The following is a 21926-nucleotide window of genomic DNA, read 5'->3' as shown; positions in this document are numbered from 1 at the left end:
CCAGATCATGTTAACGTTAACATGCGCTGGTCCTCGACGCGCCCCGAAGGAACCGACAACGATGAAGTTGTTCTCCCCGCGCCGTTTCGGCGTCGTGCTGGCCGTCGCGGCCGCACTCGTGCCCCTCGGCAGCACCGGTGCCGGTGCCGCTCCGCCCTCCGATGCCGGCACCGCGCTCCGCGCCGCCGCGAGCGCGCTCTCCGTGCCCGGTGTCGACGACGTCCGCGGCAACCTCACCCTGCCCACCGCCGGTCCGGACGGGACCAGCGTCAGCTGGACGTCCTCCGCTCCTTCCGTCATCACCCCCACGGGCGAGGTGACCCGGCCGGCGACCGGCGCCGCGCCCGCGAAGGTCGTCCTGACCGCGAAGGTCAGCCAGGGCCGCGAAAGCACGACGCGGAAGTTCGCCGCCACCGTCGTCCCCAAGCCGGTCCAGGAACCCCTCGCCGGCTACAGCTTCTTCTACTTCACCGGTGAAGGCACCTCCGACGGCGAGCAGATCTACTCCGCGCTCAGCAAGGGCAACGACCCGCTGAACTGGAGCGAGCTCAACAACGGCCGGCCCGTGCTCAAGTCGAGCCTCGGCGAACTGGGCGTGCGCGACCCCTTCATCCTGCGCTCGCCCGACGGCGACAAGTTCTACCTGCTGGCCACCGACCTGCGGATCTACGCCGGCCGCGGGTGGGACGCCGCGCAGCGGACCGGGAGCCGGTCGATCATGGTCTGGGAGTCCACCGACCTCGCGCACTGGTCGCGCCAGCGCAGCGTGCAGGTCTCGCCGCCGACCGCGGGCAACACCTGGGCGCCGGAAGCGTTCTGGGACGCCAAGCGCGGGACCTACGTCGTCTACTGGGCCTCGAAGCTCTACGCGGAGAACGACCCGAACCACACCGGGGACAGCTACAACCGGATGATGTACGCGACCACGCGCGACTTCGTCACCTTCAGCGCGCCGCAGGTGTGGATCGACCCGGGCTACTCGGTGATCGACTCGACGGTCATCAAGAACCAGGACACCTACTACCGCTTCACCAAGGACGAGCGCAACAACACCTCCTCGACGCCGTGCAGCAAGTTCATCACCGAGGAGAAGGCCACCGACCTGCTCGACCCGCACTACGGCTTCGTCGCCGACTGCATCGGCAAGGCCACCGCGACCAGTCCCGGCCTCTCCGCGGGCGAAGGGCCGACCGGGTTCAAGTCCAACACCGAGAACAAGTGGTACCTGTTCATCGACGAGTTCGGCGGCCGCGGGTACGTCCCGTTCGAGACCACCGACCTGAACTCCGGCCAGTGGACCATGTCCACCGGTGCGCACCTGCCCGCGTCGCCGCGGCACGGCACCGTCCTGCCGGTCACGCAGGCCGAGATGAACCGGCTGAGCGCGCCCCCGGCGCCGGTGCAGGCCGACGCGAAGGGCCTGGTCGCGCACTGGCCGCTGGACGCGAAGTCGGGCACGGTCGCCGCCGACACCACCGGCCACGGCTACGACGGCGCCCTCGCCGGTGACGTCTCCTGGGCCGGCGGCTCGCTCGCGTTCGGCGGCAAGAACGGGCACGTGCAGCTGCCGAACAACCTGCTCACCGGCGCCGCCGCGGCCACCGTGTCGGCCGACGTCCTGGTCGACCCGAACCAGCAGACGCCGTACTTCCTGTGGGGCCTGGGGAACACGGCGAAGGACGGCACCGGCAACGGCTACCTGTTCACCACCGGCGGCACCGCGAGCGGCGGCTTCCGCGGCGCCATCGCGACCGGGAACTGGACCACCGAACAGGGGGCGGACTCCGGCGGCGGGCTGCCGCGCGGGGTGTGGAAGAACGTGACGCTCACGGTCGGCAACGGCGTCGAGGTGCTCTACCTGGACGGCGTCGAAGTGGGCCGCAACGCCAACGCCACGATCAAGCCGGCCGACCTCGGCGGCGGCGTCACGGCGGCGAACTACCTCGGCCGCTCGACCTACGCGGGCGACAAGACGCTGACCGGCAAGATGAAGGACGTGCGGCTGTACAACCGGGCGCTGTCCGGGACCGAGGTCGCCACGCTGCCGTCGAACAGCACCGCGATCCGGTCGGTGCAGCTCGACGCGCTGAAGACACCGGCGGTCATCGACGCCGGCGCCGGGACGGTCGTGCTGCCCGTCAAGCCGGGCACCGACCTGCGCCGGCTGGCGCCGAAGTTCGGCCTGGCGCCGGGCGCGACCATCAAGCCGGACAAGCCGGTGGACCTCAGCTCGCCCAAGCAGTTCACGGTCACCGGCGCGGGCGGCGACCGTCGCGTGTGGACGGTCGAGGCGCACGAAACCCGCAGCCCGGTGCTGCCGGGATACCACGCCGACCCGAACATCGTCGCGTTCGGCGACACCTACTACCTGTACCCGACCACCGACGGCTTCGACGGCTGGAGCGGCACGAAGTTCTCCGCGTGGTCGTCGAAGAACCTGGTCGACTGGAAGGACGAGGGCGTCATCCTCGACCTCGGCAAGGACGTCGGCTGGGCGGACAAGAACGCCTGGGCGCCGACGATCGCCAAGCACAACGGGAAGTACTACTTCTACTTCTGCGCCGAGGCCAAGATCGGTGTCGCGGTGAGCGACTCCCCGACCGGGCCGTTCGTCGACTCGGGCAAGCCGCTGATCGCGACGAACCCCGACGGCGGCCAGGCCATCGACCCGGCGGTGTTCTTCGACCACACCGGACAGCCGTACCTGTACTGGGGCAACGGCAACGCCTACGTCGTCCCGCTGAACGACGACATGGTGTCCTACGACCCGGCGAAGATCACCCGCCTGACCGGCCTCGACGACTTCCGCGAGGGGCTGTTCATGGTGGAGCGCAAGGGCACCTACTACCTCAGCTGGTCCATCGACGACACCCGCAGCCCCGACTACCGCGTCGGTTACGCCACCGCGCCGAGCCCCACCGGGCCGTTCACCAACCGCGGCGTGATCCTGAGCAAGGACACCCACCTGGGCGTCCTCGGCACCGGGCACAGCTCGATGCTGCAGGTCCCCGGCACCGACGACTGGTACCTGGCGTACCACCGCTTCGGCATCCCGGGCGGCGACGGCACGCACCGCGAAACGACGATCGACAAGCTGACCTTCCGTCGCGACGGGACGATCGCCCCGGTCGTCCCGACGCTGGAAAGCGTGCGGCCGCAGCGCATCCCGTGGCACTGCGGGGCGGTCCGCTTCAGCTGAGCCTCACCCGTCCTGATGAGACGGAGATCACGAGCGGCGGTGTTTACCCCGGCTTGACCGGGGTAAACATCCGCCGTTCGGGTTGCTTCAGCTGCTTCCGCCTCAGGAGTCGTTTGATGACCAGCGTCCTGACCGACGGCCTCGAGAACTCCCGCCCGGTCCCCCGGCCGCGGCGCCGTCCGGTCTCGCACGACGCCCTCGCCGAGCTCGCCCGCCTCGCCGCGCTGGCCGAGCTCGCCCACACCGTGTCACCGTCGCTCATGCACCAGGCGATCCTCGCCGGCACCAGTCCCGCGGCCGTCGCCGCGGCCGCGAAGATCGACGTCGCCGAAGCCCACGTCCGCTGGCACACCTGGGCGGACTCCGCGGTGGGCCTGCAGGAGTACCTCCGCGTGCACGCCGCCTTCGCCGCCGCCGTCATCGCCCGGCACGACGCCGTGGAGGAGGAACTGTGCCCGTGACGACGACCGAGACGACGCTGGCCGACCTGGCCGCGCTCGACAAGGCGGCGAGCGAGCTGCTCGCCGAGATCACCGAACAGCTGGCGACGGCGGCGGCCCGGCGGTAGGCCCGTTCGAATTTGAACACCGGGTACCGTGGTGGCATGGGTCGTCCACGGTGGCTGAGCGACGGCGAACAGCGGGCCTGGGCCGCGTTCCGCACCACCGCCACCCTGCTCCACCAGCGGCTGGACCAGCAGCTCAAGCGCGACGCCGGGCTGTCCCACCTGCAGTACGAGATCCTCGCCCGGCTCGGCGGCGCCCCGGACCGCGAGCTGCGGATGGCCGAGCTCGCCTGCGCGGTGTCGAACTCCAAGAGCGGGCTGACCTACCAGATCGGGCAGCTGGAACAGGCCGGGCTGGTGCGCCGTCGCGCCTGCGAAAGCGACGTCCGGGCCGTCTACGCCGTGCTCACCGACGAGGGCGCGACCCGGCTCGAGCGGGCCGCCCCCGGCCACGTCGCCCTGGTCCGCGAGCTCCTGATCGACGTCCTCACCCCGGACCAGCTGACCGCGCTGGCCGACGGCCTCGGCGAGGCGAACCGCCGCCTGCTCGCCGACGACGACCCCTGCGCCTGAGTGAACTGCGTCACTTTCGCCGCCGAACGCCGGTGATCCCGGAACCCGATCCGCCCGGTCCGTGAAGAGCCGATGACACCGACCGGAGCGAAAGGCGGGCGATGACCCCGGAAGACACCGATGCCGACGACGACGCGAGCGTGATCGCGCGGTCGCGGCAGCAGCCGAGCCTGTTCGCGGTCATCTTCGACCGGCATTCGCGGCACATCCACCGCTACCTCGCGCGGCGGCTCGGTCCCACCACCGCCGACGACGTCCTGGCGGACACCTTCCTGATCGCGTTCGACAAGCGGGCGAAGTTCGACCCGGACCGGTCCGACGCCCGGCCGTGGCTCTACGGCATCGCCACCAACCTCGTCGCCCGGCAGCGGCGGACCGAGGTGCGCGAACTGAAGCTCCGGCTGGCCGTCGGGCCGCCGCCCGCGGAAGAGGGGCACGCCGACCGGGTGGCCGACCAGGTCAGCGCGCAGGCCCTCGGGCGGCGGCTCGACCGGGCGCTGGCCGCGCTGCGGCCCCGCGAACGGGACGTGCTGCTGCTCGTCGCCGCGGAGGGGCTCGGCTACCAGGAAGTCGCCGAAGCGCTGGCCATTCCCGTCGGCACCGTGAAATCACGCCTCAACCGGGCCCGCGGCCGCGTCCGCGCCGAGCTCGGCCGCCTCGACCTCGTGAAGGAGACCTCCGCTCATGGATGACCTGGACCTGATCCGCGAGCGCGCGGACACCATCGGCTTCGCGTCGGCGGAGCACCTCGCCCCCGCCCGGGACCGGCTGCTGGCCGCGGCCCGCGGCGAACGGCGGCGCCGGCCGGGCCGGTTCTTCTGGGCCGCCGGCGCGTCGATCGGCCTGGCCGCCGCGATCACCGCCGTCGTCGCGCTGGCCCCCGCCGACCAGGTCGGCGTCGGGGCCGGGGTGGCGCACGCCGACCCGGTGAAGGTGCTGACCGCGGCGGCGAGCACGGCCCTCAAGGAGCCGGCCAAGCCGCCGCGTCCCGACCAGTTCCTGTACGTGCGGACGGAGGAGCCGGAACACCACGTCCGCGAGGTCTGGTTTTCGGTCGACGGCACCCGCGACAGCCTGATCGCCGGCTTCAAGGAAGGGGGCTGCCGCAACGGCAAGGCGCCGATGTACGGCACGAACGATCCCCGCAAGGAGGGAATGCTCCAGGACTGCACCCCGCGGTCGGTCTACCGGACGGACCTGCCGACGACCGCCGACGCGATGCTCGCCTACCTCGAGGCCGGAGCAGGCGACCGGAAGGGCGACGTCAACTCCATGGGCAAGGACGTCTACGGCCTGGCCTACGAGCAGGTCCTCCCGCCGGCGTCCTACGCCGCGCTGTTCGAGGCGGCGGCGAGGGTGCCGGGCCTGACGGCGCTCGACCACGTCACCGACGGCGCCGGCCGCCCCGGCGTCGGGATCACGTGGCCGGTTTCCCCCGGCTCGAGCCCGAAGGCGAAGCCGGTGGTGCTCGTCTTCGACGCCACCACGTACCAGTTCCTGGGCACGCCCGAGAGCGCGGTGACGGTGAAGACGTTCGTGGACGAGGTGGGCCAGCGCCCCTGACGGGCGGTCGAGTGCCCGGCGGGGAGATCCCGGCCGGGCACTCAACCGTTCGGCGCTCCCATCCGTGCTTCCCAGTGTGAGGACACCTTCGGATCGACGGCGGCTCTTCCGTGCCCGCGCCATGACGACCGGGCTGCTGGCCGGGGCCGCGCTCGCGTTCGCCCACACCGTGACCGGCGTCCCGGGCACCGGGCCCGTGCTGGCCGCGGCGACCGGCGGGTACGGCGTGGGCGGCACGCCGGCGCCGGTGACCACCACTCCCCCGCCGCCGGCGCCGAACCCGGTCCTGCCCTTCAACGCGAAGCTGACGTCCGACGACATCCCCGTCCCGGGCGGCGGCGTGCGCAGCGGCGCCTGCAGCGGCTCGCTGGTCGCGCCGCAGTGGATCGTCACCGCCGGGCACTGCTTCCACGACCTGGCGGACGCCCGGATCGGCGGGAAGCCGCCGTACACGATGACCGTGACCGTCGGACGGCTGAAGGACTCCGATCCGGGCGGCTACACGACCGAAGTCGTCGACGTCCGGCAGTCGCCGGTGAACGACCTGGCCGTGGCGAAGCTCGCCCGCCCGATCCAGGACATCGCCCCGGTGGCGCTGGCCGGAACGCGGCCCGCGGTCGGCCGGCAGCTGCAGTTCGCCGGCTGGGGTTCGCATTCGGCGACCGTGCTCGGCCCGTCCGACCACCTCAAACGCGGGCGGTTCCGGGTGTCGGCGATCGGCCAGGCCACCCTGGAGGCCCAGCCGGTCGGCACCCGCACGGTGGAGAACGGCCCGTGCCCGGAGGACTCCGGCGGCCCGTTCTTCGTCTCGGACGACGACCACAGCGCGACGCTGGTGGCCATCGTCAACACCGGGCCGCCGTGCCCGCAGCCGGGGCCGGAGACGATCGCCCGGGTCGACGTCGTGGCGGACTGGATCCGCGCGCAGACCGGGTGATCACCGGGCGGCCAGCTCTTCGGTGATCAGCAGGTCCGGGTCGAACCCCATGCCGGCGAAGTGGCCGGCCAGCTCGAGCGAGAGCACGCCGTGCAGGCGGGTCCAGAAGGACAGCGCGCGGTGCAGGACGGCGGGCGGGGCGGGGTGGCCGCCCGCCCACTCGCGGTGGGCTTCCAGGTGCTCCTCGAACGGTGTCGGCGGCGCGTCGCCCGCCTCCGCCGCGCAGGCGTCGAGCAGCACGGCCATCACCTCGAACGAGATCGCGGTGGTGTCGTCCGGCGCGTGGTAGCCGGGCACGGGCGTGCCGTAGACAAGGAAGTACCGCTGCGGATCGGCGCGGGCCCAGTCGCGGATGACGTGCGCCAGCCCGCGCAACCCGGCGCCGTCGTCGCGGGCCGCCCGGACTGTGTCGGCCAGGCTGCGGTAGGCGTCGCGGATCAGGGCGGTGATCAGCTCGTCGCGGCTCGCGAAGTACCGGTACAGCGCCGGGCCGCTCATGCCCACCTGTTTGGCGATCGCGTTGAGCGACAGCGCGGGCACCCCGGCCGCGGCGATCTGCTCCCACGCGTGGCGCTTGATCTCCGCGCGCACCTGGGCCCGGTAGCGCTCCCGCGAGGTCCCGTTCTCCGTCACCGTTAGAGGCTATCACTTTTCCTATTGACACTCACGCCGGCTGAGTTATAGCTTCTAACTATCGAGACAGGCGCTAACAACAGGGAGAGAACCTTGAACGTCCACCGGTTGCGTTCCGCACTGCTGCTGCTTCCCCTGACCGCGGGTCTCCTGAGCCCCGCCACCCCGGCCGCCGCCTCGGCGTCCCTCACCTGCCGGGGCGCCGGCATCGACCCCGCGGCCCGGCTCCACCACCGGACCGAGACGCTGGTCGAGGCCCCGGCCCGGACGGCCTGGCAGCTGCACACCGATGTCGCGGGCTGGCCCGCGTGGCAGTCCGCCGTCACCAGCGCGAAACGGCTCGACCCCGGGCCGTTGCGGCCGGGCTCGCGGTTCCGGTGGACCACGCCGGCACCCGCCACGCCCAGCACGCCCGCGACCACGCTGGTGATCACCTCGACCGTCGAGCAGCTGCAACCCGGCCGGTGCGTGCGCTGGACCGGCCCGGCGATCGGCGACGGGCTGCGCATCGACCGCGGCGTGCACGTCTGGACGTTCACGCCGGTGCGCGGCGGGGTGCTCGTCCGCACCGAAGAGAGCTGGACCGGTGCGCAGATCGAGGCCGACCCCGCGACCGCGATCCGCTACCTGGCTCCTGGGCTCGACGCCTGGCTCGCCGACCTCAAGACCACCGCCGAAGCCCGCTGAGGAGCCACGATGACCGTCACCGCCCCGCCCCGCACCCCGGCGGCCGTGCTCGTCGCGGCCTGGGCCGTCCCGGTCATGGTGGCCGGCCAGTTCGCCTTCCTGGCCGCCGTGCCGATCGCCGTCGTGCTCATCGGTTCGCTGCGCCGCCGGGCGCACCGCTGGTGGGCCGCCGCCGTGGCCGCGGTCTACGCCGTCGCACTGACGTCGTGGCTGGCCGGGCCGAGCACGGCGCCGAGCCTGTCGAAGTACCTGAGCCCGGTGGCCACGGTGTTGTTCACCGCGGCCGGGGTCGCGGTCGCGGTCGCGCTCAGCCGGCGTGGCCGATGACGAACGCCGTCAGGAAGCCGATCGTGGCCAGCAGGCCGGTGTAGAGCTCGGTCCGTTCGAACGCCTCGGGGATCATGGTGTCGGCGATCATGGCCAGGATCGCCCCCGCGGCCACCGCCGTGATCGCGGCGACGGTCGCGGGGGACGCGGTCCGCAGCAGCAGGTTGCCCACCAGGGCCGCGACCCCGCTGGCCACCGCGATGCCGGTCCACACGCCGAAGACGTACCGGGCGCTGCGCCCGGCGGCCTTCATGCCGGCCGCGCTGGACAGTCCTTCCGGGACGTTCGAGATGAACACGGCCGCGAGCACGGTGACCCCGATCCCGCCGCCGCCGAGCAGGGACAGGCCGAGCACGACGGATTCCGGGACGCCGTCGAGCAGCGCACCGACGGCGATCGCCGCCCCGCTGCCCGCGGTGTCCTGTTCGGACGGTTGACGGCCGCCGGAACGCTTGCGGTGCTGGGCGCCGCGGCGCGCGAGCAGGACGTTGATCAGGACGTACACCGCCGCGCCGCCGAGGAAGCCGCCCGCGGTGGGACCGAGCCCGCCGGCCTGCTGGGCCTCGTCGACCAGGTCGAACGCGAACGCGGAGATCAGCACCCCGGCCCCGAAGGCCATGATCCCGGCGACCACCCGCCGCGGCACGCGAACCCACCACGCCGCGGCGGCGCCGAGCACGAGCGCGGCCCCGCCGACGAGGCCCCACAGCCCCGCCTCCACCCACTGCGGCACGAAAACCCACCTTCCACCGGCACCGAGAGCAACCGATGGGAGGACTACCCACCCGGCCGCCGCCGGACACGGAAATGTCCTGATGTGCGCGGACATTCCCCGGACAGCCGGGTTGTTGTCCCGTTCGCCGCCGCCTTGCGACGCTCCGTGACACCGGCAGAGCGCCGGTGTCGAGAAAGGAAACGGACATTCCCATGCGCACCCAGAGCAGCAAGGCGGCCCGCGGCCGCGCGGCCGCCGTCATCGGGACCGCCGTCGCGCTGGCGACCCTGACCGCCGCACCCGCCGGAGCCGATTCGCTCGGCACGTCCGCACTGTGCTCCGGCACCGCCACCGGCGCGGTGGCCAAGTGGGGCCCGGTGTCCCGGCACTGCTCGTACACCAGCCCGGCGAGCGGCTGGCGCGGGAAGCTGCGGGTCGAGTGGAACACGCAGTCCGGCACCAACCAGGCCGCGTGCGTGGAGGCCCGGATGGGCAAGGCGGCCCACCCCGACGCCTGGCAGGGCATCGGCTGCGGGCAGTCCGGGGTCGGCACCGTCAAGTGGCCCGCCAACACCGCGTCGAACCTGGAGGTCCGGGTGAAGGGCATGGGCACCAGCCTCGTCGCCAACGTGGACTACTTCATCTGAGCCCCGGCCGGCTGGGCCCGCGGGCTCAGCCGGTCACTTCCACCTGGAAGTAGATGCCGCTCGACTGCGGCAGGTAGAGCCGCCCGCCGGAGTCGACCATCTTCCAGAACACCTGGCACGCCCCCGGCGTGCCGCGGGCCTGGACCGGCACGCTGACCGTCACGTCCGCGCCGGGTTCGGCGTCGGGCAGCGGCACGCGCGGATCGGTGTGGCAGACGTCCAGGCCGTCGAGCGGGGGCAGGCGCTGCAGGAACCGGCCGTGCCACGCGACCGTGCCGGCGTTGCGCAGCCGCCACGTCTTGACGAACCGCTGGTTCACCGGGACCCGGCTGCCGTCGGGGTAGGTGACGTCGGCGACCAGGCTGGAGGCGTCGCCCGCGATCGGCAGCGACGGTTCCCCGCCGCCGGACCGCGGCCGGCTCACGGCGACCACGGCACCCGCCACCACCACGGCCACCACCGTGGCGACCAGCAGCCACCCGTGCCGGCCGTGCTTCGGTGCCGGTCCCGGGTCGCCGCCGTCCGGCCGGGCCGCCGTCCACCGGGCCCGCCACTCGCGCCGGGCCTGTGCTTCGTCCTCGCCGAGCACGGTGACCGCCAGTGGCCGCACGAACTCCCAGGTGGTTTCCCAGCTGGGCAGCTGCAGCCCGCGGGCGGCGGCCGCCAGCGCCGACTTCGACGCCACCGCCCCGAATTCGGTGCGCATCCGGTCGTAGGACGGATCGCCCGCCGTCTCCTTGAGCAAGAGCAACGCGTGGGCGAAGGCGGCGACCGGGCCGTCGCCGGGATCGGGCCGGTGGGCCCGGCGGCCCCGTTTGCGCACCGGGCCGTCCGCGTGGTCGATCGTCATCTGCCGCCTTCCCCCGGCCCCCCCGACCGCGACGGTAACGCAGGTGCGGCACGCCCGCCGACGGCGGTTCCGGAGATCACCTGGCCGGGCGGCACCGCGTCCTGTGGCGCGCGTCACGGAATGCCCGGCGATCTTCGGCGCTACACACAGGCGTAACCGTTCGTCCACAAGGGAGGGCCATGTCCGCCACCACCACTCCGGAAGAGACCGCCACCGTCCCCGTGCTGGAGGACTTCGACTTCCCGCTCACCGACGGCGCCGCCTGCCGCATCGACGACCCGGACTGCGAAGCCTGCCAGTGAAACCAGGCTCCGGCCACGGCGGGCACCCACGTGGCCGGAGCCTGGACGTTCAGACGTGCATGGCCAGCCACAACGCCATCCAGGCGAGGCACGCCAGCGCACCCCCGACCCCGAAGGCGAGCAGTACGCGTCGCAGGGCCGCGACGACCCCGGCCCGGCCCGACATCTCGGTGATTCCCGCTTCAGCCATGGCCTCGTGATGCCCTCGTCCGCGCGGGGCAAACATCGGGCTCAGCCCGCGTCCCCCGATTCCCCCATCACCAGGCCCTCGATCGTGTGCTTCTGGGTGATCGGCCGCAGGACGTCGACGACCGGGCAGTCCAGGTGGGCGCGCACGGATTCCGGCAGCGCCGCCCAGAACCCCGGTGTCACCGCCGTGTCGTGGCGGGCGTCGTTGCCCGCGCCGGGCGCGTCGAGGCCCAGGACCAGGACCGGGCGCGCCTTGGCCGAACGGTTGGCGGTGCCGCGGTGGACCGTCAGCGCCGACCGGATCGAAATGTCGCCCATCTTCGGGAACTTGCGCGCCGCGAGCTCGCGGTAGCGCGGGTAGGCGGCCCGCGGCGGGAACATGCCGTGCTCGAACGCGCTGCCGTCGTCCCAGTGCGTGCCTGGGGCGATCTCGAACGGCCCCATGTCCGGCTCGGTGTCGACCGCGGTCACGTTGACCGCCAGCGACGTCAGCCTGCGGTCGCGCGCGGTTTCGGCGGGCATCGGGAAGTCCCGGTGCCACGGCTGGTCGACCGCGCCCGCGAGGGGGACGTCGAAGCCGACCTCGACGATCCGGTACGCCGGCCCCAGCACCGACTCGGCGACGGCGGTGATCCACGGGTGGGTGACGAGGTCGGCGAACCCGCGCAGCTGCTCCGGGTGGATTTCGACGTAGAAGCGGTGTGGGCCGCGACCGACGGCGCCGTCCGGCCGGGCGCGGGCCTCGGCGAACGCGACGTCGATGTCTTCGCCGAGCCGCCGCACCCAGTCGCGGGTGAACGCGCCGGGCAGGCCGATGATGCCGTCGGCGTGCAGGCGCCCGGTCAGGCGGGCGAGTTCGGCCGCGGGCAGCGGGGCGGGAACGGTCGCGGTCATCCTGGCCTCCTGAAGGGCACGACGGCGTGGCGAAGTCAGTTTGCAACGTGGCATGCCACGTTGCAAGAGGTACGATGCGCCGGTGAATCCGAAACTGCGCGACGTCGCCGAGCACGCCGGCGTGTCGGTGCGCACGGTGTCCAATGTGGTCAACGGGTTCCGCTACGTGGCCCCGGCGACCCGCGAACGGGTGCAGGCGAGCATCGACGCGCTCGGCTACCGGCCCAACCTGGCCGCCCGCACGCTGCGCCAGGGCCGGACCGGGCTGGTCGCGCTGGTGATCCCGGAAATCGACTCGCCCTACTTCGCCGAGCTCGCCGCGCGGACCGTGCGCGTCGCCGGCGCCCGCGGCCTGACCGTGCTCATCGACCAGACCGACGGCGACGCCGAGCGCGAGAAGGAGCTGCTGCACGGCAAGCGCAGCCAGCTCGTCGACGGCGTCCTGTTCAGCCCGTGGGCGGTGGCGCCCGCGGAACTGGCCGCGCGCACGGACCCCGTCCCGCTGGTGCTGCTCGGCGAGCACGACGGCACGGCCGGCGTCGACCACGTCGCCATCGACAACGTCGCGGCCGCCCGCGAGGCCACCGCGCACCTGCTGGCGCCGGGCCGCCGCCGCGTCGCGGCGCTGGGCATCCAGCCGCGCTCGCTGAACGCGACCGCCCGCCAGCGTCTCGCGGGCTACCGGCAGGCGCTGGCCGAAGCCGGGCTGCCGGCCGAGCCGGAGCTCGAAGTGCCGGTCGGGCGCCTGCACCGCGCCGACGGCCACCGGGCGATGCTGCGGCTGCTGGACGCCGACCAACCGCCCGACGCGGTCTTCTGCTTCACCGACGAGCTGGCGCTGGGGGCCCTGCGGGCCGCCGCCGACCGCGGCGTCGCAGTGCCGGAGTCGGTGGCACTGGTGGGCTTCGACGACATCGAAGACGGCCGCTACAGCGTGCCGGCGCTGACGACGGTGTCCCCGGACAAGGACGGCATCGCCGAACTCGCCCTCGACCGCCTGGCGCGGCAGGCGGCGGACCCGGAGCCGCCGCGGTCGATCGTCGCGCCGCACCACCTGGAGGTGCGCGAGACGAGCTGAGCGCCGCGGAACCGGTCAGGGCACCGGCGGCGTGCCGTGGGTGTGGAACGACTCGATCGTCTTCAGGCCCCACGCCTGGCCCTTGGCCCGTTCGGCCTCGGTCCAGGTGACCGGCTCCCAGTCCGGCGCGAAGATCAGCCGCCCGGTGGGGTTGCACAGCTCGATGCGGTTGCCGCCGGGTTCGTAGAGGTAGAGGAAGAACGTCTGCTGGATCGCGTGCTTGTGCGGCCCGGTTTCGATGTGGACGCCGTTGTCGAGCGCGATGTCGGCGGCGCGCAGGACGTCTTCGCGGGTGTCGGTGGCGAACGCGATGTGGTGCAGCCGTCCGTGCGAGCCCGTCCAGTCGGTGGTGTAGACCAGGTCGTAGGACTTCTGCGCGAAGTGCGTCCACTGCCCGGAGACGACGCCGCTGTCGAGCCGGATCTGCTCGGTCACCCGGCCGCCGAGGACGTCGCAGACGAACCGGCCGTTGGCCTCCGCGTCCCGGGCCAGGTAGTTGACGTGGTCGAGGCGGCGGACGCCGACACCGCGGCCCGGGTACGCCTGGGCCTGGTTCTTCAGCGCCGGCCGCAGGTGCTCCGGCGGCCGGTAGCGCTCGGTTTCCCAGTAGAGCTCGAGTTCGTGGCCGTCCGGGTCGCGGAACAGGTACGTGGCGCCGATCCCGGTGTCGCCGTCGACCCAGCCGACGCCGAGGCCGCACTCCGCCAGCGCCGCCACGCGCCGGTCGAGCGCTTCCTCGCTGGAGGCCCGCAACGCCGTCCGGCCGACGCCGGACGTCTTCGCCGCGGTGAGCTTGAGGCTGTGGTGCTCGTAGTCGTCCCAGGTGCGCAGGTAGACCGAGTCTCCGTCGGTGCCGTTCTCGGTCAGGCCGAGGATGTTGACGAAGAAGCCGAGGCTCTGCTCCGGCTCGGGGGTGAACAGCTCGACGTGCCCGAGGTGCGCGATCTCGTGGCGGGGCGAGGGGTCGGGCAAGGCTGGCTCCTCAGGACCGGGGGAAAACGGTGCCGTCGAACAACTTCCGGGCCGTGCGGAGGATCGCCGACCGGTGGACCCGGGGCGGGGTGACGGTGGTGTCGAACTCGATGCCGACGGCGAGCTTGCCGCTCGGGTGCTCGACTTCGACGGGCTCGCCGCCGGCCGGGGCGACGAGCAGTTCGTGGCCGGCGGCGCCGTCGAGCAGCAGCGCGGTCACGACGCTCACCGCACCCAGCACCCCGATCGACGGATGCGGCTCGACCGGGATGAACGTGCGGGTGCAGATCGCGCCGCCGTCGCGCGGCGCGGCGACCAGGGTGGTCTTCGGCACCGGGCTGCCGCCGACGTCGCCGAGCCCCATCAGCTTCCCGGCTTCGGTGCGCAGGGCGTCGATCCGGCCGGCGAGCGCGGTGTCGGCGGCGAGGTCGCCGACCGGTTCGTACCCGGTGACGCCGAGGTCGGCGGCGCGGGCCACCACGACCGGCATCCCGTTGTCCACACAGGACACTTCGATGCCGCCGACGTCGTCGCGGACGTGACCGGTGGGCAGGAGGCTGCCGCACACGGACCCTTCGGTTCCGGTGAAGGCGAGCTCGACGGGGGCGGCGGTGCCGGGCACGCCGGAGATGGCCGTGCCACCCCGGTAGTCGACCTCGCCGCCGGGCGTGGCGAAGGTCGCGACGGCGATCGAACCGGTGTTGAGCAGCCGCACGCGGACGGTGGTGCGTCCGTGCCCGGCGGGCACGAGCCCCCGTTCGACGGCGAACTGCCCGACGCCGGCGAGGAGGTTGCCGCACGTCTGGCGGTCGGAGACGGTGGGCTCCGCCACGCCGAGCTGCAGGAAGAGGTAGTCGACGTCGTGGCCGGGCTCGGCGGCCGCCGAGACGATCGCGACCTTGCTGGTGACCGGCTGGGCGCCGCCGAGGCCGTCGATCTGGCGCGGGTCGGGGGTGCCCATGATCCGCAGCAGCAGGTCGTCGCGGGCGGCCGGGTCGGCGGGGAGGTCTTCGGCGAGGAAGTAGGCACCCTTCGAGGTGCCGCCGCGCATGAGCATGCAGCGCACGCCGGTCATGCCTGCTCCTTTTCGTACTCCTCGGCGGTCAGGTAGCGGACGCCGAGGGCTTCGAGCCGGTCGCGCAGGCCGTAGCGGTCGAGGCCGAGCTGGCCGTTCGCGAACGCTTCCCTGGCGTCGGCTTCCTTTTCCAGGCGGGCCCTGGCCCGCTGCAGTCCGGTCCGGACGTCTTCCCGGCGCACGCGGAGGACACCGTCGTCGTCGGCCAGGACGGCGTCACCGGGCCGGACGAGCTGCCCGCCGACGACGACGGGCACGTTCACCGCACCCGCGGTCGCCTTGACGCTGCCTTGCGCGCTCACGGCGGCGGACCACACGGGAAAGCCGAGCGCCCGCAGGTCGGCGACGTCCCGCACGCCGGTGGTGGTGACGAGCCCGCGCACCCCGCGACGGCGCAGCGCGGTGGCGAAGAGCTCGCCGAAGAGGCCGTCCCGGTTCGGCGAGGTGGTGGTGACGACGAGGAAGTCGCCTTCGCGGCACTGCTCGACGGCCGCGTGGATCATCAGGTTGTCCCCGGGCCAGCAGAGGACGGTGACGGCGGTGCCGCCGACCCGCGCGCCGTCCTGGATCGGCCGGAGGTCCGCCCCGAGCAGCCCGGAGCGGCCGAGCGCCTCGTGCACGGTGGCGACGCCGTAGTCCGCCAGCCGGGTCACCTCTTCGAGGTCGGCACGCGGCGGATCGGTGACGATGACGGGCTTCATACGCTTACCGTACGATCCGGTTGACGAAATTGTCAACAATTTTGGCGGCGAAGTGGGCCCACCCGCATACTCAGCCGGCCCACCTGGAGCTCCGCCGGCGGGTCAGGGGTGGAGCGGGGAGACTTCGGCGTCCGCCGCCTTCAGCGCCTCGATCACGCTCGCCAGGTGGACCCGCGCCGCCTCGGCCGCCTTCTCCGGGTGGTTCGCGCAGATCGCGTCGATGATCGCCAGGTGCTCCGGGAGCGAAACCTGCGGCCGGCCCGGGCGCATCGCCAGGCGGAACTGGTGCCGCACGCTCTGCCCGCGAAGCCGCTCCAGCACCTGCGCCGCCGTGTGCTGGCCGCCGATCTCGCGGATCCGGCGGTGCAGCCGCTGGTTCAGGCCCGAGTACCCGACCACGTCGCCACCCGCCACCGCCATCTGCATGCGCTCGCCCAGCTCGCGGAGCTCGCCCACCTCGGCGTCCGAGATGCGTTCCGCCGCCTTCGCCGCGCACAGGGACTCCAGCATCATGCGGACCTCGGAAATCTCGACGGCCTCCTCGAGCGACACCGCGCGCACCCGGGCCCCGCGGTTCTGGACCCGCTCGACGAGCCCCTCGTTCGCCAGCTCGATCAGCGCCGCCCGCACGGTCGCCCGGCTCGCCCCGAACTGAGCCGACAGATCGGCCTCGACCAGCCGCTGGTTGGGCACGAACTCGCCGCGGACGATGGCGTCGCGGATCGCCGCCACCGCGGATCGCTCCCCCGGCTGCCGGTCCGCAACACTGTCGGTCATAACCTCGGCTCCGTTTTTGTTGACAATTTTGTCGAGCACATCGTGTACTCGATCGTAGCTGGCAAGGAGGATTCTGCTATGACCGGAACCGTCGCGGTACTCGGACTCGGCGAAGCGGGGGGCGCGTTCGCCCGCGATCTGGTGACGGCCGGGGTCACCGTCCGCGGGTACGACCCGGCCGTCGCCGCCACCGGCGAGGTGGTGGCCGCCGAGTCCGAGGCCGACGCCGCCCGCGGTGCCGACCTCGTGCTCAGCGTCAACAGCGCGTCGGCCGCCCTCGACGCGCTGGAGGCCGGGCTCGCCGGCCTCGGCCCCGGCACCGCCTGGGCCGACCTGAACACCGCATCCCCCGGCACCAAACGCCGGCTGGCCACCCTCGCCGCCGAACGCGGTGTCGCCTTCGCCGACGTCGCGATCATGGCCCCCGTCCCCGGTCGCGGGCTGCGGGTCCCGATGCTGGCCACCGGGCCCGCCGCCGACACTGTCGCGGCGCTCCTGAACCCGCTCGGCGCGGCGGTCGAGGTCATGCCGGGCGAGGCCGGGCTCGCCGCCGAACGCAAGCTGCTGCGGAGCGTCTTCTTCAAGGGCATGTCCGCCGCCGTGGTCGAGGCCCTGCAGGCCGCCCGGGCCGCCGGCTGCGAGGACTGGCTGCGCAAGATCGTCGTCGGCGAGCTCACCGCCGCGGACGCGGCCACCGTGGACCGCCTGGTCGACGGGTCCCACCGGCACGCCGTCCGCCGCACCGCCGAGATGACGGCCGCCGCCGAAATGCTCGGCGAGCTCGGCGTGCGCCACGACGTGGCCACCGCGGCGCGGGATCAGCTCCGGCACCTCGCCCGGGTAGGCTCGGAAGCCCCGGAACTGCGCAGGTGAACCGCTCGTGGACGACGCGACCCTCGAACGGGAGAAGCTGCTCGCACCGTCGCGCATCTACGTGGAGCCGGCCGCCGCCGAGCTCCCCCGCGGGCGCCAGGTGCTGGACCGCTTCCCCGGCGCCACCGTCGTCGAGGTGGACAGCCACTGGCGCATCCCCGAGCTGCACGGCGACGAGACGAACGTCCGCCGCTGGGTGCGCATCAAGCGCGAGGCCCTGGTCGTCGGGATCAAGAAGTCGCTGACGGCCCGGCCCAACGGGCGCTCGGCCGACTTCATCGCCCCGTCGACGTCCAACGGCTGCGCCATGGCGTGCGCCTACTGCTACGTCCCGCGCCGCAAGGGCTACTCCAACCCGATCACCGTCTTCGCCAACATCGAGCAGATCACCGGGTACCTGGCCCGCCACATCGCCCGGCAGGGGCCCAAGCCGGAGCCGAACCAGTGCGACCCCGCGGCGTGGGTCTACGACATCGGTGAGAACTCCGACTGCTCGGTCGACGCCCTGGTCAGCGACAACGTCGCGGACCTGATCGGCCTGTTCGCCGGGCACCCCACCGCGAAAGCGTCCTTCGCCACCAAGTACGTCCACCGCGGGCTGCTGGACCTGGCCCCGCGCGGCCGCACCCGGATCCGGTTCTCGCTGATGCCCGAGCGGCCCGCGAAGCTGCTGGACCTGCGCACCAGCCCGATCGCCGACCGGCTGCGCGCCCTGGACGACTTCGCCGCCGCCGGGTACGAGGTGCACGTCAACCTCAGCCCCGTCGTCGTCTACGACGGCTGGCTCGCGGACTGGACGCGGCTGCTGCAGGACCTCGGCGACGCCACGAACGACGCCACCAAGGCCCAGCTGGCCGCGGAGGTGATCATGCTGACGCACAACCGCGGCCTGCACGAGGTCAACCTCGGCTGGCACCCGAAGGCCGAGCGGGTCCTGTGGCGGCCCGACCTGCAGGAGACCAAGCGCAGCGAGGGCGGCGGGGTGAACGTCCGCTACCGGGCCGGCCACAAGCGGGCCCTGCTGGACGAGCTCCTCGACCTCATCGCCGTCCACGCGCCCTACCTGCGCGTCCGGTACGCGTTCTAGACACCGGCCGGCGCCGCGGTGGCGCGCGCGGGCCGCGCCTGCCGCGTCCGCGGTCCGAAGACCGCCAGCACCACCGCGCCGGCCAGCCACGTCCCGGCGATGAAGAAGAACACGCTCCGGTAGCCGCTGCCGTTGTACAGCGCGGCCACGACCAGCGGGCCCGCCGCGTTCGACAGCCGTCCGAGGCCGTACGACACGCCGGTGCCCAGCGAGCGGCCGCGCGTGTCGAACAGCTCAGGCGAATACGCGTACCCCAGCGCGGTGTACCCGCGCTCGAACATGTTGACCAGGAAGCCGAACACCACGATGAGCACCGGGTCGAACGTCAGGCCGTACAGCAGCCCGCACAGCGCGATCACGGTCCCGAAGGCGACCAGGCACCACTTGCGCTCGAAGCGGTCGGTGACCAGGGCCGCCAAGTACGAGCCCAGCGGCGCGCCGACCGTCGTGAGGGCCACGTAGAACACCGACTTCTCGACGCTGAAGCCCTCCTTGGCCAGCAGCGTCGGCGCCCAGCTCGAATAGCCGAAGAACCCGATCGTCTGCGTCACCCACAAGACGGTGAGCAGCAGCGTCGGCAGCAAGTACTTCCGGCGCAGCAACAATCGCAGCGGCGCCTTGGCCACCGGCGCCTCCTCGATCGGCGGCGCCGGCTCCGGCAGCGGGCCCTTCTCCGCCGCGACCTGCGCCTCGATCTCCCGCAGCACCGCGTCGGCCCGTCCGTGCTCGCCGCGGCTTTCGTACCAGCGGGGCGACTCCTTCAGGCGCCGGGTGACCAGCACGAGCAGGACGCCGAGCGCGCCCCACAGGTAGACCAGCCGCCAGGACCAGCTGGTGAGCGGCACGACCGCGCTGGCGATCAGGTTGGTCACCGGCGTGCCGCAGATGCCGATCACGATCGCGTACGCCTGGTACTTGCCGCGGTTCGCCGCCGGGTACAGCTCGTTGACGTAGATCACCGCGACCACGGTCATCGCCGACAGGCCGGCCGAGGTCAGGACGCGGAACACGCCCAGCGACACGATGTCCCACGAGAACACCGCCGCGAACGAGAAGACGCCGAACCACACCGTCGTCAGCACGAGCGCGTTCTTCCGGCCCCAGCGGTCGGCGACGGTGCTCGCGATGATCGAGCCGAAGAACATCCCGACGAACGACGCCGACGTCACGTAGGCGACCTGGTCCACCGTCACGCCCCAGAGCTTGATCAGCTTGGGCGCGGTGGTGGCGAAGCTGTTGATGTCGGCGAACTCGAAGAAGTAGGCGAACGAGACGGCGAGCAGGGTGAACTTGTGGAACCGGGCGATCGGCAGGCGGTTCAGCCGGTGGAGCGCATTGGCGTGCTGCATTGCAGGCCCTTCGGGGGGTTCAGGCGGTTTCGCCGGGCCAGTAGAGGCGCATCGGGTTGCCGACGAGCAGCTTCCGCTGCGCTTCGGGGGTGTTCGCGATCCGCGGGACGTGGTCGACGAGCAGTCCGTCGTCGGGCATGTGCTGCTTCAGGTTCGGGTGCGGCCAGTCGGTCCCCCACAGCACCCGGTCCGGGAACTCCGCGACGACGCGCCGGGCGAACGGCACGACGTCGGCGTAGGCCGGGGGCCCGGTGACGGTGAGCCGCTCGGGACAGCTCACCTTGACCCAGACGTCGTGGGCGGCGGCGAAGTCCAGGAACCGGCGGAATTCCGGGCCGTCGACCGGCTTCGTGACGTCCGGCCGTCCCAGGTGGTCGATCACCAGCGGCACGGGCAGGGTGCCGAAGAAGCCTTCGAGTCCGGGCAGATCGGCGGCCTCGAAGTACAGCACGACGTGCCAGCCGAGCGGGGCGATCTTCTTCGCGATCGCGCTCAGGTCTTCGTGGGGCGCGGCGTCGACCAGCCGCTTGACGAAGTTGAACCGCACACCGCGGACACCGGCCGCGTGCAGCTGCCGCAGTTCGGCTTCGCCGATGTCGGGCCGGACGGTCGCGACCCCGCGCGCCCGTCCGCCGGCGGCACGGACGGCGTCGAGCATCGCGGAGTTGTCCGCGCCGTGGCAGGTGGCCTGCACGATGACGGTGCGGGCGACGCCGATGTGGTCGCGCAGCGCGAAGAGCTGTTCCTTGCTCGCGTCGCACGGGGTGTACTTGCGTTCCGGGGCGAACGGGAACCGCGCCTGCGGGCCGAAGACGTGGCAGTGGGCGTCGACCGCGCCGGGCGGCAGCCGGAAGTCCGGTGTGGACGGTTCGGCGTTCCAGTCCAGCCAGCCCGGCGTCTTGGCCGCGGTCACCGGCCCTGGCCCTTCAGGAGCGCGTCCAGGCGCGGGTAGACGGCGCGGGCGTTGTGCTCCCGGATCGCCGCCCAGTCCTCTTCGGACAGGTTCGCGGCTTCGGCGTAGCGGCGGGTGTCGTCGAAGTGGTGGCCGGTGCGCGGGTCGACGCTGCGGACCGCGCCGATCATCTCCGAGGCGAACAGGATGTTGCGCGCCGGGATGACGTCGAAGAGCAGGTCCGAACCGGGCTGGTGGTAGACGCAGGTGTCGAAGAAGACGTTGTCCAGCACGTGTTCCTCCAGCGCCGGCTTGCCCAGCGCCATCGCCAGGCCGCGGAACCGGCCCCAGTGGTAGGGCACCGCGCCGCCGCCGTGCGGGATGATCAGCCGCAGGGCCGGGAAGTCGGTGAACAGGTCGCCCTGCACGAGCTGCATGAACGCGGTCGTGTCGGCGTTGAGGTAGTGCGCGCCGGTGGTGTGGAACGCCGGGTTGACGCTCGTGCTGACGTGCACCATCGCCGGGATGTCGTACTCGACCATCTTTTCGTACACCGGGTACCACGACCGGTCGGTGAGCGGCGGGGCCGTCCAGTGGCCGCCGCTCGGGTCGGGGTTGAGGTTCAGCGCGACGGCGCCGTACTCCTCGACGCAGCGGGTCAGCTCGGGCAGGCAGGTGGCCGGGTCGGCGCCCGGGGACTGCGGGAGCATCGCCGCCGGGGCGAACCGCTCCGGGTAGAGGGCGCTGACGCGGTGGCAGAGTTCGTTGCAGATCGCCGCCCACGCCGCCGAGGTCTCGAAGCCGCCGACGTGGTGGGCCATGAAGGAGGCGCGGGGCGAGAAGATCGTCAGGTCGATCCCGCGTTCGTCCATCAGCCGCAGCTGGTTCGGCTCGATCGTCTCGCGCAGTTCGTCGTCGCTGATCCGCAGGTCGGCGCGGGCGGGCGCGGGGCCGCCGCCGTCCAGGGCGGCGATCTGCCGGTCCCGCCACGCCGCGAGGGCGGGCGGTGCGGTGGTGTAGTGGCCGTGGCAGTCGATGATCACGGTGCTTCCTCGTCGCTTCGGGTCTCGATACCCGCACCCTAATCGTCGATGAGATTGT

General features: G+C 72.6%; 25 protein-coding genes. 13 read left to right on the top strand and 12 right to left on the bottom strand.

The genetic code is table 11. The features are described from left to right. Positions 1-61 precede the first annotated feature (61 nt). From OO60_RS35420 to OO60_RS35395, 6 genes are all read left to right on the top strand, one after another. On the top strand, positions 62-3199 hold the full coding sequence (locus OO60_RS35420; RefSeq protein WP_033262995.1) for a family 43 glycosylhydrolase: 3138 nt from the start codon (positions 62-64) through the stop codon (positions 3197-3199). A 116-nt stretch (positions 3200-3315) separates the two neighbouring features. Beyond that, positions 3316-3660 (top strand): hypothetical protein, encoded by a 345-nt coding sequence (locus tag OO60_RS35415; protein WP_003069610.1) that lies wholly within the window; start codon positions 3316-3318, stop codon positions 3658-3660. 143 nt (positions 3661-3803) lie between these two features. Beyond that, positions 3804-4277: a MarR family winged helix-turn-helix transcriptional regulator gene (locus OO60_RS35410; RefSeq protein WP_003069607.1), complete on the top strand. Its 474-nt coding sequence runs from the start codon at positions 3804-3806 to the stop codon at positions 4275-4277. 101 nt (positions 4278-4378) lie between these two features. Further along, entirely contained in the window at positions 4379-4969 is a 591-nt protein-coding gene (locus tag OO60_RS35405) for an RNA polymerase sigma factor (protein WP_033262994.1), read from the top strand. Further along, positions 4962-5840: a CU044_5270 family protein gene (locus OO60_RS35400; RefSeq protein ID WP_033262993.1), complete on the top strand. Its 879-nt coding sequence runs from the start codon at positions 4962-4964 to the stop codon at positions 5838-5840. The genes OO60_RS35405 and OO60_RS35400 overlap by 8 nt, the downstream gene beginning before the upstream one ends. Positions 5841-5961: 121 nt before the next feature. Further along, positions 5962-6777, top strand: coding sequence for a S1 family peptidase (locus OO60_RS35395; RefSeq protein ID WP_033262992.1), 816 nt, complete (start codon positions 5962-5964; stop codon positions 6775-6777). Here OO60_RS35395 and OO60_RS35390 read toward each other — a convergent pair whose 3' ends face one another. After that, complete coding sequence (locus OO60_RS35390) at positions 6778-7410, bottom strand: TetR/AcrR family transcriptional regulator (protein ID WP_004558699.1); 633 nt, start codon at positions 7408-7410, stop codon at positions 6778-6780. It abuts the gene before it with no gap. A gap of 93 nt (positions 7411-7503) precedes the next feature. Between OO60_RS35390 and OO60_RS35385 the strand changes: the two genes are divergently transcribed. Beyond that, positions 7504-8097 carry an SRPBCC family protein gene (locus OO60_RS35385; protein WP_004558698.1) on the top strand — a complete coding sequence of 198 codons (594 nt, stop codon included), beginning with the start codon at positions 7504-7506 and terminating at the stop codon, positions 8095-8097. A 9-nt stretch (positions 8098-8106) separates the two neighbouring features. Beyond that, positions 8107-8424 (top strand): hypothetical protein, encoded by a 318-nt coding sequence (locus OO60_RS35380; protein ID WP_004558697.1) that lies wholly within the window; start codon positions 8107-8109, stop codon positions 8422-8424. Here the strand turns inward: OO60_RS35380 and OO60_RS35375 are convergent. Next, positions 8405-9157, bottom strand: a complete 753-nt coding sequence (locus OO60_RS35375) for a ZIP family metal transporter (RefSeq protein WP_004558696.1) — start codon at positions 9155-9157, stop codon at positions 8405-8407. The two genes, OO60_RS35380 and OO60_RS35375, sit on opposite strands and share 20 nt — an antisense overlap. Before the next feature lie 194 nt (positions 9158-9351). Here OO60_RS35375 and OO60_RS35370 point away from each other — a divergent pair, with 194 nt between their 5' ends. After that, positions 9352-9786, top strand: coding sequence for a hypothetical protein (locus tag OO60_RS35370; protein WP_004558695.1), 435 nt, complete (start codon positions 9352-9354; stop codon positions 9784-9786). Positions 9787-9811: 25 nt separating this feature from the next. Here the strand turns inward: OO60_RS35370 and OO60_RS35365 are convergent, their stop codons facing one another. Continuing rightward, on the bottom strand, positions 9812-10636 hold the full coding sequence (locus OO60_RS35365; RefSeq protein ID WP_004558694.1) for an NBR1-Ig-like domain-containing protein: 825 nt from the start codon (positions 10634-10636) through the stop codon (positions 9812-9814). A 179-nt stretch (positions 10637-10815) separates the two neighbouring features. Here OO60_RS35365 and OO60_RS48275 point away from each other — a divergent pair, with 179 nt between their 5' ends. Continuing rightward, positions 10816-10938 (top strand): hypothetical protein, encoded by a 123-nt coding sequence (locus OO60_RS48275; protein WP_004558693.1) that lies wholly within the window; start codon positions 10816-10818, stop codon positions 10936-10938. A 49-nt stretch (positions 10939-10987) separates the two neighbouring features. Here the strand turns inward: OO60_RS48275 and OO60_RS47260 are convergent, their stop codons facing one another. Both OO60_RS47260 and OO60_RS35360 read right to left on the bottom strand, forming a co-directional pair. Continuing rightward, the gene (locus tag OO60_RS47260; RefSeq protein WP_004558692.1) at positions 10988-11128 is read right to left on the bottom strand and encodes a hypothetical protein; all 141 of its coding nucleotides are present in this window, start codon (positions 11126-11128) and stop codon (positions 10988-10990) included. A gap of 41 nt (positions 11129-11169) precedes the next feature. Beyond that, positions 11170-12021, bottom strand: coding sequence for a phytanoyl-CoA dioxygenase family protein (locus tag OO60_RS35360; protein WP_004558691.1), 852 nt, complete (start codon positions 12019-12021; stop codon positions 11170-11172). 82 nt (positions 12022-12103) lie between these two features. Between OO60_RS35360 and OO60_RS35355 the strand changes: the two genes are divergently transcribed. Then, on the top strand, positions 12104-13099 hold the full coding sequence (locus tag OO60_RS35355) for a LacI family DNA-binding transcriptional regulator (RefSeq protein WP_004558690.1): 996 nt from the start codon (positions 12104-12106) through the stop codon (positions 13097-13099). A gap of 15 nt (positions 13100-13114) precedes the next feature. Here the strand turns inward: OO60_RS35355 and OO60_RS35350 are convergent, their stop codons facing one another. From OO60_RS35350 to OO60_RS35335, 4 genes are all read right to left on the bottom strand, one after another. Continuing rightward, the gene (locus OO60_RS35350) at positions 13115-14071 is read right to left on the bottom strand and encodes a catechol 2,3-dioxygenase (RefSeq protein WP_004558689.1); all 957 of its coding nucleotides are present in this window, start codon (positions 14069-14071) and stop codon (positions 13115-13117) included. 10 nt (positions 14072-14081) lie between these two features. Then, complete coding sequence (locus OO60_RS35345; RefSeq protein WP_004558688.1) at positions 14082-15146, bottom strand: 4-oxalomesaconate tautomerase; 1065 nt, start codon at positions 15144-15146, stop codon at positions 14082-14084. Further along, on the bottom strand, positions 15143-15847 hold the full coding sequence (locus OO60_RS35340) for a 4-carboxy-4-hydroxy-2-oxoadipate aldolase/oxaloacetate decarboxylase (protein ID WP_004558687.1): 705 nt from the start codon (positions 15845-15847) through the stop codon (positions 15143-15145). The genes OO60_RS35345 and OO60_RS35340 overlap by 4 nt, the downstream gene beginning before the upstream one ends. 102 nt (positions 15848-15949) lie before the next feature. Beyond that, positions 15950-16624, bottom strand: a complete 675-nt coding sequence (locus OO60_RS35335) for a GntR family transcriptional regulator (protein WP_033262991.1) — start codon at positions 16622-16624, stop codon at positions 15950-15952. 78 nt (positions 16625-16702) lie between these two features. Here OO60_RS35335 and OO60_RS35330 point away from each other — a divergent pair, with 78 nt between their 5' ends. Then, positions 16703-17497, top strand: coding sequence for an NAD(P)-dependent oxidoreductase (locus tag OO60_RS35330; RefSeq protein ID WP_004558685.1), 795 nt, complete (start codon positions 16703-16705; stop codon positions 17495-17497). A 7-nt stretch (positions 17498-17504) separates the two neighbouring features. Then, positions 17505-18584, top strand: a complete 1080-nt coding sequence (locus OO60_RS35325; RefSeq protein WP_004558684.1) for a spore photoproduct lyase family protein — start codon at positions 17505-17507, stop codon at positions 18582-18584. Here OO60_RS35325 and OO60_RS35320 read toward each other — a convergent pair. From OO60_RS35320 to OO60_RS35310, 3 genes are read right to left on the bottom strand one after another with little or no spacing between them, the layout of a single operon-like run. Further along, positions 18581-19933: an MFS transporter gene (locus tag OO60_RS35320; protein WP_004558683.1), complete on the bottom strand. Its 1353-nt coding sequence runs from the start codon at positions 19931-19933 to the stop codon at positions 18581-18583. The genes OO60_RS35325 and OO60_RS35320 overlap by 4 nt on opposite strands. Positions 19934-19952: 19 nt before the next feature. Beyond that, complete coding sequence (locus OO60_RS35315) at positions 19953-20846, bottom strand: amidohydrolase family protein (RefSeq protein WP_004558682.1); 894 nt, start codon at positions 20844-20846, stop codon at positions 19953-19955. Next, complete coding sequence (locus tag OO60_RS35310; protein WP_033262990.1) at positions 20843-21868, bottom strand: amidohydrolase family protein; 1026 nt, start codon at positions 21866-21868, stop codon at positions 20843-20845. The genes OO60_RS35315 and OO60_RS35310 overlap by 4 nt, the downstream gene beginning before the upstream one ends. Between the last annotated feature and the right edge of the window lie 58 nt (positions 21869-21926).

It is taken from the genome of Amycolatopsis vancoresmycina (assembly GCF_000716785.1).
In the GTDB taxonomy this organism is placed as follows: domain Bacteria; phylum Actinomycetota; class Actinomycetes; order Mycobacteriales; family Pseudonocardiaceae; genus Amycolatopsis; species Amycolatopsis vancoresmycina.
Note: the sequence above shows the minus strand (reverse complement) of the source record. Positions and strands in the feature narration are given on the sequence as shown.

What these genes read in the sequence shown, in the direction of transcription:
- OO60_RS35420 (WP_033262995.1), top strand. Translation starts at nt 62, where the DNA reads ATGAAGTTGTTCTCCCCGCGCCGTTTCGGCGTCGTGCTGGCCGTCGCG.
- OO60_RS35415 (WP_003069610.1), top strand. Translation starts at nt 3,316, where the DNA reads ATGACCAGCGTCCTGACCGACGGCCTCGAGAACTCCCGCCCGGTCCCC.
- OO60_RS35410 (WP_003069607.1), top strand. Translation starts at nt 3,804, where the DNA reads ATGGGTCGTCCACGGTGGCTGAGCGACGGCGAACAGCGGGCCTGGGCC.
- OO60_RS35405 (WP_033262994.1), top strand. Translation starts at nt 4,379, where the DNA reads ATGACCCCGGAAGACACCGATGCCGACGACGACGCGAGCGTGATCGCG.
- OO60_RS35400 (WP_033262993.1), top strand. Translation starts at nt 4,962, where the DNA reads ATGGATGACCTGGACCTGATCCGCGAGCGCGCGGACACCATCGGCTTC.
- OO60_RS35395 (WP_033262992.1), top strand. Translation starts at nt 5,962, where the DNA reads ATGACGACCGGGCTGCTGGCCGGGGCCGCGCTCGCGTTCGCCCACACC.
- OO60_RS35380 (WP_004558697.1), top strand. Translation starts at nt 8,107, where the DNA reads ATGACCGTCACCGCCCCGCCCCGCACCCCGGCGGCCGTGCTCGTCGCG.
- OO60_RS35370 (WP_004558695.1), top strand. Translation starts at nt 9,352, where the DNA reads ATGCGCACCCAGAGCAGCAAGGCGGCCCGCGGCCGCGCGGCCGCCGTC.
- OO60_RS35365 (WP_004558694.1), bottom strand. Translation starts at nt 10,636, where the DNA reads ATGACGATCGACCACGCGGACGGCCCGGTGCGCAAACGGGGCCGCCGG.
- OO60_RS48275 (WP_004558693.1), top strand. Translation starts at nt 10,816, where the DNA reads ATGTCCGCCACCACCACTCCGGAAGAGACCGCCACCGTCCCCGTGCTG.
- OO60_RS47260 (WP_004558692.1), bottom strand. Translation starts at nt 11,128, where the DNA reads ATGGCTGAAGCGGGAATCACCGAGATGTCGGGCCGGGCCGGGGTCGTC.
- OO60_RS35360 (WP_004558691.1), bottom strand. Translation starts at nt 12,021, where the DNA reads ATGACCGCGACCGTTCCCGCCCCGCTGCCCGCGGCCGAACTCGCCCGC.
- OO60_RS35345 (WP_004558688.1), bottom strand. Translation starts at nt 15,146, where the DNA reads ATGACCGGCGTGCGCTGCATGCTCATGCGCGGCGGCACCTCGAAGGGT.
- OO60_RS35340 (WP_004558687.1), bottom strand. Translation starts at nt 15,847, where the DNA reads ATGAAGCCCGTCATCGTCACCGATCCGCCGCGTGCCGACCTCGAAGAG.
- OO60_RS35335 (WP_033262991.1), bottom strand. Translation starts at nt 16,624, where the DNA reads ATGACCGACAGTGTTGCGGACCGGCAGCCGGGGGAGCGATCCGCGGTG.
- OO60_RS35330 (WP_004558685.1), top strand. Translation starts at nt 16,703, where the DNA reads ATGACCGGAACCGTCGCGGTACTCGGACTCGGCGAAGCGGGGGGCGCG.
- OO60_RS35320 (WP_004558683.1), bottom strand. Translation starts at nt 19,933, where the DNA reads ATGCAGCACGCCAATGCGCTCCACCGGCTGAACCGCCTGCCGATCGCC.